The organism is Streptomyces sp. NPDC048590, from assembly GCF_043199535.1.
In the GTDB taxonomy this organism is placed as follows: domain Bacteria; phylum Actinomycetota; class Actinomycetes; order Streptomycetales; family Streptomycetaceae; genus Streptomyces.
Genome location: NZ_JBICWC010000009.1, coordinates 307,262 through 320,596, shown reverse-complemented (window position 1 = coordinate 320,596; position 13,335 = coordinate 307,262). Strand labels below are relative to the sequence as shown.

The window sequence follows — 13,335 nt, the reverse complement described above, 5'->3', positions numbered from 1 at the left end:
GGGTTTCCCCGGGGCCCGGCCCTTTTGCGTGTGCGCCCGGGCGCACGTGCCGGTGGGCCGGTCCCCTGGCGGCCGGGCGTCCGGGCCGTAGGCGGCCCAGGAGCGGGCTGCGGGGACGCCTCGCCGGTCGTAGGGGAGCGAGCTAGGGGGGCGTACGGCGGCCACGCCCGGAGCCGTGGCGTACGCGGTACGCGAAGAGCCCGGCCGGAACGTGTCCGGCCGGGCTCTTCGGTGGTGCGGGGCCCGGCCTGGCGGACGGGCCCCGCGACTGCGCGAGGAGGCTCAGCGCTCCGTCTTGCGGAGGCGGAAGATGAGGGCCAGGCCCTCGTCCTCGAACGGCTCGCCGTACGTGTCGTCCGCCTCGCCCTGCGCGTAGTCCAGGGCGAGGACCTCGTCGGCGATCAGGGTCGCGTGCTCGGTCAGGGCGCCGGCCGTCTCCGCGGACGCGGAGGTCCAGCGGACCGCGATCCTGTCCGCCACGTCCAGGCCACTGTTCTTCCGGGCCTCCTGGATCAGCCGGATCGCGTCACGGGCCAGTCCGGCGGCCCGCAGCTCCGGGGTGATCTCCAGGTCCAGCGCGACCGTCGCGCCCGAGTCGGAAGCCACCGACCAGCCCTCACGCGGCGTCTCGGTGATGATGACCTCGTCGGGGGCCAGCGCGACCGGCTCGCCCTCGACCTCGACCGAGGCGTTGCCCTCGCGCAGCGCGAGGGAGAGCGCGGCGGCGTCGGCGTTCGCGACGGCCTTGGCGACCGCCTGGACGCCCTTCCCGAAGCGCTTGCCCAGCGCACGGAAGTTCGCCTTGGCCGTGGTGTCGACCAGCGAGCCGCCCACCTCCGAGAGCGAGGCCAGCGAGGAGACGTTCAGCTCCTCCGTGATCTGCGCCCGCAGCTCCGGCGTCAGTGCCTCGAAGCCCGTGGCCCCGACCAGGGCGCGCGACAGCGGCTGCCTGGTCTTGACGCCCGACTCGGCCCGCGTCGCCCGGCCGAGCTCCACCAGGCGGCGCACCAGCGCCATCTGCGAGGAGAGCGCCGGATCGACCGACGCCGGATCCGCCTTCGGCCACGACGAAAGGTGCACCGACTCCGGGGCGTCCGGGGTCACGGGGACGACGAGGTCCTGCCAGACCCGCTCGGTGATGAACGGAGTCAGCGGGGCCATCAGCCGGGTGACCGTCTCCACGACCTCGTGCAGCGTGCGCAGGGCGCCCTTGTCGCCCTGCCAGAACCGGCGCCGCGAGCGGCGGACGTACCAGTTCGACAGGTCGTCGACGAACGCCGAGAGCAGCTTTCCGGCGCGCTGGGTGTCGTACCCCTCCAGAGCCGCGGTGACCTCCTCGACCAGCGTGCCGAGCTCGCCCAGCAGCCAGCGGTCGAGGACCGTGCGGTCGGCGGGGGCCGGGTCGGCCGCGGACGGCGCCCAGCCCGACGTGCGGGCGTACAGGGCCTGGAAGGCCACCGTGTTCCAGTACGTGAGGAGCGTCTTGCGGACGACCTCCTGGATCGTGCCGTGGCCCACGCGGCGGGCCGCCCAGGGCGAACCGCCCGCCGCCATGAACCAGCGGACGGCGTCGGCGCCGTGCTGGTCCATCAGCGGGATCGGCTGGAGGATGTTGCCCAGGTGCTTGGACATCTTCCTGCCGTCCTCGGCGAGGATGTGCCCCAGGCAGACGACGTTCTCGTAGGAGGACTTGTCGAAGACCAGGGTGCCGACGGCCATCAGCGTGTAGAACCAGCCGCGGGTCTGGTCGATGGCCTCCGAGATGAACTGCGCCGGGTAACGGCTCTCGAAGATCTCCTTGTTCTTGTAGGGGTATCCCCACTGTGCGAACGGCATCGAACCCGAGTCGTACCAGGCGTCGATGACCTCCGGGACGCGGGAGGCCTCCAGCGCGCAGCCCTCGTGGGAGCAGGTGAACGTGATCGCGTCGATGAACGGGCGGTGCGGGTCGAGGTCCGACTGGTCGTCCCCGGTCAGCTCGGTGAGCTCGGCGCGGGAGCCGACGCAGGTGAGGTGACCCTCCTCGCAGCGCCAGATCGGCAGAGGGGTGCCCCAGTAGCGGTTACGGGACAGCGCCCAGTCGACGTTGTTGTTCAGCCAGTCGCCGAAGCGGCCGTTCTTGACGGAGTCCGGGAACCAGTTGGTCTTCTCGTTCTCCTGGAGCAGCCGCTCCTTGACCGCCGTCGTGCGGATGTACCAGGACGGCTGCGCGTAGTAGAGCAGCGCCGTGTGGCAGCGCCAGCAGTGCGGGTAGCTGTGCTCGTAGGGGACGTGACGGAAGAGCTTCCCGCGGGCGTCCAGGTCCTCGGTGAGGGCCTCGTCGGCCTTCTTGAAGAACACCCCGCCGACGAGCGGCAGGCCGTCCTCGAAGGTGCCGTCGGGGCGCACCGGGTTGACCACGGGCAGACCGTACGAGCGGCAGACCTGGAGGTCGTCGGCGCCGAAGGCGGGGGACTGGTGGACCAGACCCGTACCGTCCTCGGTCGTCACGTACTCGGCGTTGACGACGAAGTGCGCCTCGCTCGGGAACTCGATGAGCTGGAAGGGGCGTTCGTACGTCCAGCGCTCCATCTCGCGGCCGGTGAAGGTCTCGCCGGTGAGCTCCCAGCCCTCGCCGAGCGCCTTCTCGACCAGAGGACTGGCCACGACCAGCTTCTCCGTGCCGTCCGTCGCCACGGCATAGGTGACGTCGGGGTGCGCGGCGACCGCCGTGTTGGAGACCAGGGTCCAGGGAGTCGTCGTCCAGACCAGCAGGGCGGCCTGGCCGGCCAGCGGGCCGCTCGTCAGCGGGAAGCGCACGAAGACCGACGGGTCGACGACCGTCTCGTACCCCTGGGCGAGCTCGTGGTCCGAGAGGCCGGTGCCGCACCGCGGGCACCAGGGGGCGACTCGGTGGTCCTGGACCAGCAGGTCCTTCTCGAAGATCTGCTTCAGGGACCACCACACGGAGTCGACGTACTCCGGGTCCATCGTCCGGTACGCGTCGTCGAGGTCCACCCAGTACCCCATACGGGTCGTGAGCTCGGCGAACGCGTCGGTGTGCCGGGTCACGGACTCGCGGCACTTCGCGTTGAACTCCGCGATGCCGTAGGCCTCGATGTCCTTCTTGCCGTTGAAGCCCAGCTCCTTCTCCACCGCGAGCTCGACCGGAAGGCCGTGGCAGTCCCAGCCTGCCTTGCGGCCGACGTGGTAGCCCTGCATGGTCCGGAAGCGCGGGAAGACGTCCTTGAAGACGCGGGCCTCGATGTGGTGGGCGCCCGGCATGCCGTTGGCGGTGGGCGGACCCTCGTAGAAGACCCACTCGGGGCGGCCCTCGGACTGTTCGAGGCTCTTGGTGAAGACCTTGCCGTCGCGCCAGAAGTCGAGCACGGCGTGCTCGAGGGCGGGCAGGTCGACCTGGGCGGGTACCTGGCGGTACTGCGGCGATGTCATGTGCGGACTTCCTCCGGCGGACGCGTTCCACTTCCGTCGGAGGGACGAGAACCGGATCGGCTCCCGCGGTACCACCCTCCTTGGCCCCGGGTGTGCGCCCTGAGCCCCCTCATTGGGGTCGCGATGCCGGTTCTAGTCGCCCCGGGACCCGTGGGCGGTGCCCACTGTCCCGAGCTTTCTTCCGGCGGCTCCGGGGTGATCTTCACGACGCGCTCGCCCCCGGGCTCCCACCGTCCCCGGGTCGCTCCTGGCTGCGTACGACGCTACTCGTCCCATCCATGCCTCTCGCTGCGGCCAGTGTACGGGCCCTCACGGGTGACGGCCGACCGATTTCCGCCCGCCGTCGCGGAGGAGGGGCGTGCACCCGAATGGCCACCCGGGACGGATGCGGTCTCGCGGGGTGTGCGCGGGCGGATTACCGGGCGGGGAGCTGGGCACAACGGTTGCAGGCGCGTCGGCGTCCCGACGAGGGCAGGGGCGAACCGGCGGCGTGCCCCGTTGCCGCGGGGCTGGGGTCGATTTATCGTCCCAGCACGATTCGCGTGCAAGATCACAATATGTGAAGGGGCCGCGGCCATGGTGGCGAAGAAGAGCGCCGTACCGGCGTCCGGAGGATCCACGGCTGCGGCTGCCGGGGAGGGGAACGGGAGCGCCGGCGATGAGGCCGGACCGGAGACGGACGGCGACCGGCGATCGGGCGCCACCGCCAAGAAGGCGGCCAGGAAGACGGCCGCAGCCAAGAAGACGGCCGCGGCGAAGAAGACGGCTTCGGCGAAGAAGACGGCTTCACACCCTTCGGAGCCGGGCGGCCACGGACCCGCCGAGAAGAGTGCGGCCAAGAAGAGCACCGCGAAGAAGAGCGCAGCCAAGAAGGCGTCGAAGAAGGCCACGGGGGCGGCCCAGGCCGCCGAGCAGACAGGAGCCCACACGGTGGTAGCCAAGAAGAGCGCGGCCCGGACCACGGCGGGGGAGGGCACCGCGACCGCGGTCCCCTCCGCCCGGGCAGGGGTCGCGACAGCGCCCGGAGACCTCGCGGTCCGGCCGGGGGAGGACCCCTGGACGCCGGAGGAGGTCGAGGAGGCGCGTACCGAGCTGTCCGGGGAGGTGCTCAGACTCCGCACCGAGCTGGAGGCCTCCGGGGCGGCGCTGGCGGGACTGATGCGCGACTCCGGTGACGGGGCCGGCGACGACGACGCGGACACGGGCACCAAGAACATCACCCGCGAGCACGAGCTGTCCCTGGCCGCCCACGCCCAGGAGACGCTCGACCAGACCGAGCGTGCCCTCGCCCGCCTCGACGCGGGGACCTACGGACTCTGCGAGGTCTGCGGCAAGCCGATCGGCAAGGCGCGGATGCAGGCGTTCCCCCGTGCGACGCTCTGCGTCGAGGACAAGCAGAAGCAGGAACGGAGAGGCTGAGGCACCGGCCGCTCCGGGCGGGGCCGGACACGCGCCACGTGCGCCCGGCCCCGCCCGGCCGTCACGGCCCCGTACCGGAACTCAGGACGGTCCGGGCCTGAGGCCCCCGTATCCCCGGGTGTGTCGTACCCTCGTCCTCAGTCAGGCACCTAGGTTGAGGGACTCACGTGGCAGAGGCGGAGCGCATCATCGGTACGCCGGATATCCCCGATGCCGAAGGGCCTGACGGGCCCGAGGACCGGCAGCCCGCCGAGGGCCACGGCCCGGCCGGCGAGGACGAGCCCGGTGGCCGGGGGCGGAAGAAGATCCTGGTCCTCCTCGTCGTGGCCGTGCTGGCCTACCTGCTCGACCTGATCAGCAAGATGATCGTGGTCGCGAAGCTGGAGCACCAGGAACCCGTCGAGATCCTCGGCGACTGGCTGAAGTTCGACGCGATCCGCAACGCGGGCGCCGCCTTCGGGATCGGCGAGGCCTTCACGGTGATCTTCACGGTCATCGCGGCCGTGGTGATCGTCGTCATCGTCCGGCTCGCCCGCAAGCTCTACAGCCTGCCCTGGGCCATCGCCCTCGGGTTGCTGCTCGGCGGGGCGCTCGGCAACCTCACCGACCGGATCTTCCGGGCGCCCGGAGTCTTCAAGGGCGCGGTGGTCGACTTCATCGCCCCCGCCCACTTCGCCGTCTTCAACCTCGCCGACTCGGCGATCGTGTGTGGCGGAATCCTCATCGTGATCCTCTCCTTCAAGGGCCTGGACCCCGACGGCACCGTCCACAAGGACTGACGTCCCGTGCCGTGACCGGAAAGGCAAACCTCCGGTCACGGCAACGGCGGGCGCAAGGCATACTCGACTGGTGAGTACGTATCCCGAGGTCCGCACCCTGCCCGTACCCGACGGTCTGGAGGGCGAGCGAGTCGACGCCGCCATCTCCCGGATGTTCGGTTTCTCCCGCACGAAGGCGGCCGAGCTGGCCGCGGCCGGGAAGGTCCAGGTGGACGGCGCGGTCGCCGGGAAGTCCGAGCGGGTGCACGGCGGTGCCTGGCTCGAGGTGGAGATGCCCCAGGCGCCCGCCCCGGTCCAGATCGTCGCCGAACCCGTCGAGGGCATGGAGATCGTCCACGACGACGACGACATCGTGGTCATCATGAAACCGGTCGGCGTGGCCGCCCACCCGAGCCCCGGCTGGACCGGCACCACCGTGATCGGCGGCCTCGCCGCCGCCGGCTACCGCATCTCCACCTCGGGCGCCGCCGAACGCCAGGGCATCGTGCACCGGCTGGACGTCGGCACCTCCGGCCTGATGGTCGTCGCCAAGTCCGAGCGGGCGTACACCCTGCTCAAGGCGCAGTTCCGCGACCGGGTCGTCGAGAAGAAGTACCACGCGCTGGTCCAGGGCCACCCCGACCCCATGAGCGGCACCATCGACGCCCCCATCGGCCGCCACCCGCAGCACGACTACAAGTGGGCCGTCACGGCCGAGGGAAAGCCCTCCGTGACCCACTACGACCTCATCGAGGCCTACCGGGCGGCGAGTCTGCTCGACATCAAGCTGGAGACCGGCCGCACCCACCAGATCCGGGTGCACATGTCCGCCCACCGCCACCCCTGCGTCGGCGACCTCACCTACGGCGCCGACCCGACGATGGCCAAGCGCCTCGGCCTGACCCGGCAGTGGCTCCACGCGGTCCGCCTGGGCTTCGAGCACCCCGCCGACGGCAGCTGGGTCGAGTTCGCGAGCGAGTACCCCGACGACCTGCGCCACGCCCTCGACACCATCTCCGCGGAGAGCCAGTGACCGCCACCACCTCGTACAGCACCCGCAGGGCCCTCGACGAGAGCGACCGCGCCGCCTGCTTCCAGGTCCGCAAGGACGTATTCGTCGGTGAGCAGGGTGTCCCCGAGGACATCGAGTACGACGCGCTCGACGCCACGGCCGTGCACGTCCTCGCCGTCGCCGCCGACGGCTCACCGCTCGGCACCGGCCGTCTGCTGCACGGCGAGACGGCAGCTGACCGCACCGGCGGCGATCTCACGGTCGGCTCGCTGGGCCGGCTCGCGGTGACCCGGGCCGCCCGCGGCCTCGGGGTCGGCGCCGCGCTGGTCCGCGCCATCGAGGAGGAAGCACGGGGGCTGGGCCTCGCCGCCGTCGACCTGCACGCCCAGACCCACGCCCTCGGCTTCTACGAGCGGCTCGGCTACGCCGCGTACGGACCCGAGTTCCCGGACGCAGGGATCCCGCACCGGTCGATGCGCCGGGTCCTCTGACCGCGCGGCACGCACGGGTTGGCGGAGCGCCTCCGGCCCGGCGTGGCAGGCTGGGAGCCCCGGCCCGCTGATCGGCGGGGCCGGTCCCGGCGCGGTTGGGAAGGCACCACGTGGACCAGATGGCACTCCTGCTCCTGCTTCTCCTCGGAGCGGTGGTCTCGGTGCCACTGGGGGAACGGCTCGGGCTTCCCGCGCCCGTCCTGATGACGCTCGCCGGGATCGGCATGGCCTTCGCCAGCTTCGTCCCCGACGTCGACATCCCGCCGGAGATCATCCTCCCCGCGCTGCTTCCGCCGCTGCTCTACGCCTCCGTGCAGCGCACCTCCTGGCGTCAGTTCGCGGCCAACAAGCGGCCCATCTTCCTGCTGGCGGTCGCCCTCGTCTTCGTCACGACGGCGGCCGTCGCCGCCGTCGCCGACGCGATCGTCCCCGGGCTGCCCATCGCCGCGGCCGTCGCGCTCGGGGCACTCGTCGCCCCGCCCGACCCCGTCGCGGCCACGGCGGTCGCCGGGTCGCTCGGACTGCCCCGCCGTCTCGTCTCCATCCTGGAGGGGGAGGGGCTGTTCAACGATGTGACGGCGATCGTCCTGTACCACGTGGCGATCGCCGCCGCCGTGAGCGGCACCTTCTCGCTCCCGGAGGCGTTCGGGCTGCTCGTGCTCTCCGCCGTCGTCGCCGTGGTGGTCGGGCTGGTGCTCGGCTGGCTCACCATCAAACTGATGGGGCTGCTGGGCGACGCGACCCTCCAGGTCGGGCTGACCCTCCTGGTGCCCTTCGTCAGCTACGTGCTGGCCGAGGAACTGTGGGGCTCGGGCGTGCTCGCCGTCCTCACCACCGCGCTCTTCCTCGCCGAGCACACCGCCGACGCCGACGACGTCCTCGGCAGGCTCGCCGGCAGATCCTTCTGGGAGATCGTCGACACCCTGGTGACCGGGGTCGCCTTCGGTCTCATCGGGCTCGAACTCCACAGCGTCTTCGGCACGGCCGACGGGCGCGAGCTGGAACTGCTGGGCTGGGGGCTCGCGATCGTCGGGGTCGTCGTCGGTGTACGCCTGCTGTGGCTGCTGCCCGCGACCTGGCTGGCCACCCGGCTCCACGAGCGCCGGGACTACGACGAGGAGATCCCCACCGACTGGCGCGAGACCACCGTCATGTGGTGGGCGGGGATGCGTGGCGTGGCCTCCGTGGCGCTCGCCCTGGCGATCCCCCTGGAGACCGACGACGGGAAGCCGTTCCCCGGGCGGGACGAGATCGTCTTCATCGCCTTCGCCGTCGTCATGGCCACCCTCGTCGTCCAGGGCCTCACGCTGCCGTGGCTGGTGCGGAAGCTCGGCGTCAGGGCCGACACCGACGCCGAACAGGCCCTGGAACGAACCCTCGCGATCCGGGCCGCCAAGGCGGCCAGGAAGCGCCTCAAGGAGATCGAGGAGGCCGAGGACTTCCCCGAGGAGGTCCAGGAGCGGCTGCAGCGGGCCGCCTACGACATCGGGGCCCGGATCAGCCCGGACATGGTCGACGAGGAGCGGCGGGAGGCGTACACCCAGCGGGCGCAGCGCCTGAAGACGCTGGGCCGGGTACAGCGCGAACTGCTCTCCGCGGCCCGTCACGAGGTGCTCTCGGCACGCAGCGAACCCGGCTCCGACCCGGAGGTCGTGGACCGGGTGCTGCGCAACCTGGACGTGCGCAGCCTGCGCTGACGGGGCCTCCGGGCGAAGGCCGCGCTGTGACGGGCCCCGGGCGGGCGAGCAGGCCGCGCCTGACGGCCCGGGCGGTCTTCCGGAGGTCTCAGCCGCGGCCCGTACGGGGTGCCTTGTCCATCTCGGGCCGCTGCCCGTTCGCCGAAGGGCTCCTGCGCGGGGAGGCGCCCGTCAACTCCGGCCAGTGGTCGCCCGGTGTCAGCGCGGCCGGCGCGGTCAGCACACGGGGCAGTGCGTACGGGTGCTCGTCCCGGAGCCAGCCGATCATCTGCTCCCGCACCGTGCACCGGGCGGTCCAGATGTCGTCGGCGTCCTTGGCGGTGACCACCGCGCGCACCTCGATCGTCGTGGGTGTGGTGTCCGTCACGGCCAGGGACCAGTTCCGGCCGTCCCACGCCGCGCACTCGCCCAGGATCTCCCGCATCCGGTCCCGCATCGCGGCGATCGGCGCGGAGTGGTCCAGCTGGAAGTAGACGGTGCCGGTCATCTGGGCCCCACCGCGCGACCAGTTCTCGAACGGCCGGCTGGTGAAGTAGGACACCGGCATCGTGATCCGCCGCTCGTCCCACGTGCGCACGGCGAGGAAGGTCAGTGTGATCTCCTCCACGGTGCCCCACTCGCCGTCCACCACGACCGTGTCGCCCATGCGCACCATGTCGCCGAAGGCGATCTGGAACCCGGCGAAGAGGTTGCCGAGCGTCGACTGGGCCGCGACACCGGCGACGATGCCGACCACACCGGCCGACGCGAGCATCGAGGTACCGACCGTGCGCATCTCGGGGAAGGTGAGCAGCATGGCGGCGATCGCCACGGTCGCGACCACGAAGGTGACCACGCGCTGGATCAGGGTGACCTGCGTCCGGACCCGGCGTACGCGCGCCGCGTCGCGGGAGGCCGAGGCGTAGCGGGCGTAGGACGACTCCACCACCGTCGCCGCGACGCGCAGGACCAGCCAGGCCGAGGCCGCGATCAGCACCAGGGTGAGGACCTGGCCGATCAGGGCACGGTGGTCCTTGATCGGGTCCAGACGGATCTGGGTGAAGGTCGCCCTCAGCAGTGCCGTGCAGAACACCACCTGCAGGGGTGGCCGGCAGCGGCGCAGCAGACCCCACAGCGGGGTCTCGTGGTGCCGGCTGTCGGCGCGCCGCAGCAGCAGGTCGACCACCCAGCCGAGGACCAGGGTGATCACCACCGAACCGCCCACCACCAGCAGCGGCCGCAGTATGTTCTCCATTCGGTCGTCCTCCAAGAGTCGGGGCGTGCCTGGCACCATGGACCGCATGAACATCATGCTTTTCCACTCGACCTACGGTCTGCGGCCGGCCGTGCACGCTTCGGCGGACCGGCTGCGCGCAGCCGGCCACGAGGTGCGCGTGCCCGATCTCTTCGAGGGTCACACCTTCGAGACGGTCGAGGAGGGAATGGCCTTCCAGGAGGAGATCGGCAAGGACGAGCTGCTGAAGCGTGCCGTGCTGGCCGCCGCTCCCTACTCGGACCAGGGTCTCGTCTACGCCGGATTCTCCCTGGGCGCGTCCGTCGCCCAGACCCTCGCCCTCGGCGATGCCAAGGCGCGGGGCCTGCTGCTGCTCCACGGCACGTCGGACCTGGCCCCGAACGTCACGGTGGACGACCTGCCCGTGCAGCTCCACGTCGCGGACCCCGACGCGTTCGAGTCCGGTGACTGGCTGAACAGCTGGTACCTCCAGATGCAGCGGACCGGTGCCGACGTCGAGATCTACCGCTACCCCGGGGCCGGGCACCTCTACACGGACCCGGACCTGCCCGACTTCGACCAGGCGGCCGCCGATCTGACCTGGAAGGTCGCGCTGGGCTTCCTCGCCACCCTGTAGGCGTCGTGGGCCGCGCGCCCGGAGCGGGTGCGCGGCCGGATTGCAGGCCGGGCCGGTGCCGGTTCAGCGGACGGGGGCGTCGGCCCGCTCGACCTTCTGAGTGCCGCTGCGGGTGCGGTAGGAGCGGAGCCAGGACGAGGTGGCGTTCCGGTCCGTCTTGTCCGAGACCGCGTAGTAGTCCATCTGCGAGCGTTCGGCGGTCACGTCCAGCACGCCGTAGCCGTGCGAGTCGAGGTCCACCCACCTCACATGGCGGTTGGCCGCCTTCAGCGCGCCCGCCGCGACGGCCGACACCGTCCCCGGCGCGATCCGCAGGATGTCGTCCAGGTTGTCCGAGGTGACCGACGTCACCACGAACTCCGTGGCCGCCGAGGGGGACAGCGGGTAGGTCGCCGCCTTCACCGGCACGTCGTTGGCCCAGGCCATGTGGATGTTGCCGGTCAGGAAGACCGTGTCGGTGACCGCGTTGTCCCGCAGGTGCGTGATCAGTTCCCTGCGGTCGTCCGTATAGCCGTCCCACTGGTCGACGTTGATCGCGAGCCCTTCCGAGGGCAGGCCCAGCAGTTCCGCGACCGGGCCCAGGAGATGGGCGGGGAGCGCGCCGAAGGCCACCGGGGAGATCATCACCGAGGTGCCGACGAGCTTCCAGGCGGCGTCGGACGCGGTCAGCCCCGCCTTCAGCCAGTCCAATTGGGCCCGCCCGGTGATCGAGCGCTCCGGGTCGTCCACCGCGCCGTCACCGATCGACGCCTGCTCGGAGCGGAAGCTGCGCAGGTCGAGCAGGTGCAGTTCGGCCAGTGAGCCGAAGCTCAGCCGCCGGTAGACGGTGCCCTCGGTCGAGGCACGGACGGGCATCCACTCGAAGTACGCCTGCTTCGCGGCGGCCACCCGGGCCGCCCAGGAACCCTCGGTGTCCGGGGTGTGGTTCTCGGCCCCTCCCGACCAGGCGTCGTTGGCGAACTCGTGGTCGTCCCAGATCGCGATCACCGGGTGGGCGGCGTGCAGCGACCGGAGGTCCGCGTCCGTCTTGTAGGTGGCGTGCCGCAGGCGGTAGTCGGCGAGGGTGAGGATCTCGTGGAGCGGGGCGTGCGGGCGTACGACGGTGTCCTGCGTCGGGTAACTGCCCGATGCGTACTCGTAGATGTAGTCGCCCAGGTGCAGAACGGCGTCCAGGTCGGAACGCGCCGCGAGGTGGCGGTACGGGGAGAAGAAGCCCGCCTCCCAGTTCGCGCAGGACACCACGCCGAAGCGGAGCCCGGCGACCGTGGCCCCGGCGGCCGGTGCGGTCCGGGTGCGGCCCACGGGGGACATGACGCCCTGTCCGCCTCCGGATCCCGCTCCGCCCGCCGAGAAGCGGAACCAGTACGTCGTGGCCGCGCGCAGTCCCCGGACATCGGCCTTGACGGTGTGGTCCGAGGCGGCCCGGGCGACGGTCGTGCCCCGGACGGCCACCCGGGAGAAGGCCTTGTCCTCGGCGATCTCCCAGAACACCTCCGTGTCGGGGCCGAGGCCGGACCCGGCGACCGCTTCGGGCGACGGGGTGACGCGGGTCCACAGGAGGACGCCGTCGGGCAGGGGATCACCGGAGGCGACGCCGTGCAGGAAGGCCGGGCCGTCGGCGGCCCTGGCGCTCGTGGAGGTCAGCACGGTGCCGGCGACCGCGGTGGCGGCGGCTGCCTTGACGACCGTGCGGCGGGTGGGTGCGGTGGTGAGCTCTGGTCTGGTCACGGGCGCTCACCCTACTGGCGGGTAAGGCGAACAGGCGAGCGAACAAAGGAAGTTCGCCCGCCTGTTGGCCGGAAGACACCGCGAGTTACGGCGACCGCACCCGTCAGGCGCGGATTCTGCGGTCAGCCCTTCAGGGCCTTGGTGATCGCCGTGTTGAACTCGGCCACCGTCATCGGCGCGTTCTCGCTGCCCTCGGCGGTCACCTTCTTGCCGTCCATCTTCAGGGTCGGCGTGCCCTGGACCCCGCTCTTGTCGAAGGTCTTGGACATCTTGACCGCCCAGGCGTCGTACGTGCCGTCCTCGACGGCCTTCTGGAAGGCCTTGTTGTCCTTCAGGGCGTCCACCGAGTCGGCCACCTCGATCAGGTAGCTGTCCTTGGCGAACTTGTCGTCGGTCTCCTCGGGGTGGAACTTCGCCGAGTACAGGGCCGTCTTGTACTCCAGGAAGGCCTCGGGGCTCACATCGAGGGCCGCGCCCAGCGCGCTCAGGGCGTTCTTCGACCCCTCGCCGCTGTCGGAGTTGTCGATGAAGGTGGCGCCGACGTACTTGATCTTGTACTTGCCGGCCTCGACGTCCTTGGCGACCGTCTCGCCGACCGTCTGCTCGAAGGTCGCGCAGATCGGGCAGCGCGAGTCCTCGTACAGCTCCAGGGTCTTCTTCGCGCTCGACTCGCCGATCACGACCGTGGTGCCGTCGGTGCCCGAGGTGTTCTTCGGCGCCGTGACGTTCTTCGCGTCCGCCGCGGCCTCCCAGGCGGACGGCTTGTTCAGCTGCATCACGCCGTAGCTGACACCGCCGGCGATCGCGAGGACGGCGACCACCGAGACGCCGACGACGATCTGCTTGCGTGCCTTGTCCTTCTTGGCCTGGCGCTCGCGCTCCACGCGCAGCCGCTCACGGGCGGCGGACTTGTTGGCCTGGGTGTTGCGCTTGCTCATGGGAATGCTC

General features: G+C 71.3%; 10 protein-coding genes. 6 read left to right on the top strand and 4 right to left on the bottom strand.

Annotation, left to right across the window (positions count from 1 at the left end):
- Nucleotides 1-282: 282 nt before the first annotated feature.
- Nucleotides 283-3,432, bottom strand: a complete 3,150-nt coding sequence (ileS, locus tag ACGFNN_RS26390) for an isoleucine--tRNA ligase (RefSeq protein WP_393559506.1) — start codon at nucleotides 3,430-3,432, stop codon at nucleotides 283-285.
- A 576-nt stretch (nucleotides 3,433-4,008) separates the two neighbouring features.
- On the opposite strand from ileS, the gene ACGFNN_RS26385 reads away from it, so the two are divergent.
- The 5 genes from ACGFNN_RS26385 (at nucleotide 4,009) to ACGFNN_RS26365 (ending at nucleotide 8,809) form a co-directional block, all read left to right on the top strand.
- Complete coding sequence (locus ACGFNN_RS26385; protein ID WP_393559504.1) at nucleotides 4,009-4,851, top strand: TraR/DksA family transcriptional regulator; 843 nt, start codon at nucleotides 4,009-4,011, stop codon at nucleotides 4,849-4,851.
- 167 nt (nucleotides 4,852-5,018) lie between these two features.
- Entirely contained in the window at nucleotides 5,019-5,630 is a 612-nt protein-coding gene (gene lspA, locus ACGFNN_RS26380; RefSeq protein ID WP_393559502.1) for a signal peptidase II, read from the top strand.
- A gap of 70 nt (nucleotides 5,631-5,700) precedes the next feature.
- On the top strand, nucleotides 5,701-6,642 hold the full coding sequence (locus ACGFNN_RS26375) for an RluA family pseudouridine synthase (protein WP_393559500.1): 942 nt from the start codon (nucleotides 5,701-5,703) through the stop codon (nucleotides 6,640-6,642).
- Nucleotides 6,639-7,112 (top strand): GNAT family N-acetyltransferase, encoded by a 474-nt coding sequence (locus tag ACGFNN_RS26370; protein WP_393559498.1) that lies wholly within the window; start codon nucleotides 6,639-6,641, stop codon nucleotides 7,110-7,112. The genes ACGFNN_RS26375 and ACGFNN_RS26370 overlap by 4 nt, the downstream gene beginning before the upstream one ends.
- Before the next feature lie 110 nt (nucleotides 7,113-7,222).
- The gene (locus ACGFNN_RS26365) at nucleotides 7,223-8,809 is read left to right on the top strand and encodes a Na+/H+ antiporter (RefSeq protein ID WP_393559496.1); all 1,587 of its coding nucleotides are present in this window, start codon (nucleotides 7,223-7,225) and stop codon (nucleotides 8,807-8,809) included.
- Nucleotides 8,810-8,897: 88 nt separating this feature from the next.
- On the opposite strand, the gene ACGFNN_RS26360 is transcribed toward ACGFNN_RS26365, so the two are convergent.
- A complete protein-coding gene (locus ACGFNN_RS26360) occupies nucleotides 8,898-10,043 on the bottom strand; it encodes a mechanosensitive ion channel family protein (RefSeq protein WP_393559494.1) in 1,146 nt (381 codons plus the stop codon).
- A gap of 37 nt (nucleotides 10,044-10,080) precedes the next feature.
- Between ACGFNN_RS26360 and ACGFNN_RS26355 the strand changes: the two genes are divergently transcribed.
- Nucleotides 10,081-10,659 (top strand): dienelactone hydrolase family protein, encoded by a 579-nt coding sequence (locus tag ACGFNN_RS26355; RefSeq protein ID WP_393559620.1) that lies wholly within the window; start codon nucleotides 10,081-10,083, stop codon nucleotides 10,657-10,659.
- A gap of 63 nt (nucleotides 10,660-10,722) precedes the next feature.
- Here ACGFNN_RS26355 and ACGFNN_RS26350 read toward each other — a convergent pair whose 3' ends face one another.
- Both ACGFNN_RS26350 and ACGFNN_RS26345 read right to left on the bottom strand, forming a co-directional pair.
- Nucleotides 10,723-12,387 carry an alkaline phosphatase D family protein gene (locus tag ACGFNN_RS26350; protein ID WP_393559493.1) on the bottom strand — a complete coding sequence of 555 codons (1,665 nt, stop codon included), beginning with the start codon at nucleotides 12,385-12,387 and terminating at the stop codon, nucleotides 10,723-10,725.
- A gap of 122 nt (nucleotides 12,388-12,509) precedes the next feature.
- Complete coding sequence (locus ACGFNN_RS26345) at nucleotides 12,510-13,325, bottom strand: DsbA family protein (protein ID WP_393559491.1); 816 nt, start codon at nucleotides 13,323-13,325, stop codon at nucleotides 12,510-12,512.
- Between the last annotated feature and the right edge of the window lie 10 nt (nucleotides 13,326-13,335).

Excerpts from the sequence above, each read along its gene's own strand:
- ileS (WP_393559506.1), bottom strand. The coding sequence starts at position 3,432 with ATGACATCGCCGCAGTACCGCCAGGTACCCGCCCAGGTCGACCTGCCC.
- ACGFNN_RS26385 (WP_393559504.1), top strand. The coding sequence starts at position 4,009 with ATGGTGGCGAAGAAGAGCGCCGTACCGGCGTCCGGAGGATCCACGGCT.
- ACGFNN_RS26360 (WP_393559494.1), bottom strand. The coding sequence starts at position 10,043 with ATGGAGAACATACTGCGGCCGCTGCTGGTGGTGGGCGGTTCGGTGGTG.
- ACGFNN_RS26355 (WP_393559620.1), top strand. The coding sequence starts at position 10,081 with ATGGACCGCATGAACATCATGCTTTTCCACTCGACCTACGGTCTGCGG.
- ACGFNN_RS26345 (WP_393559491.1), bottom strand. The coding sequence starts at position 13,325 with ATGAGCAAGCGCAACACCCAGGCCAACAAGTCCGCCGCCCGTGAGCGG.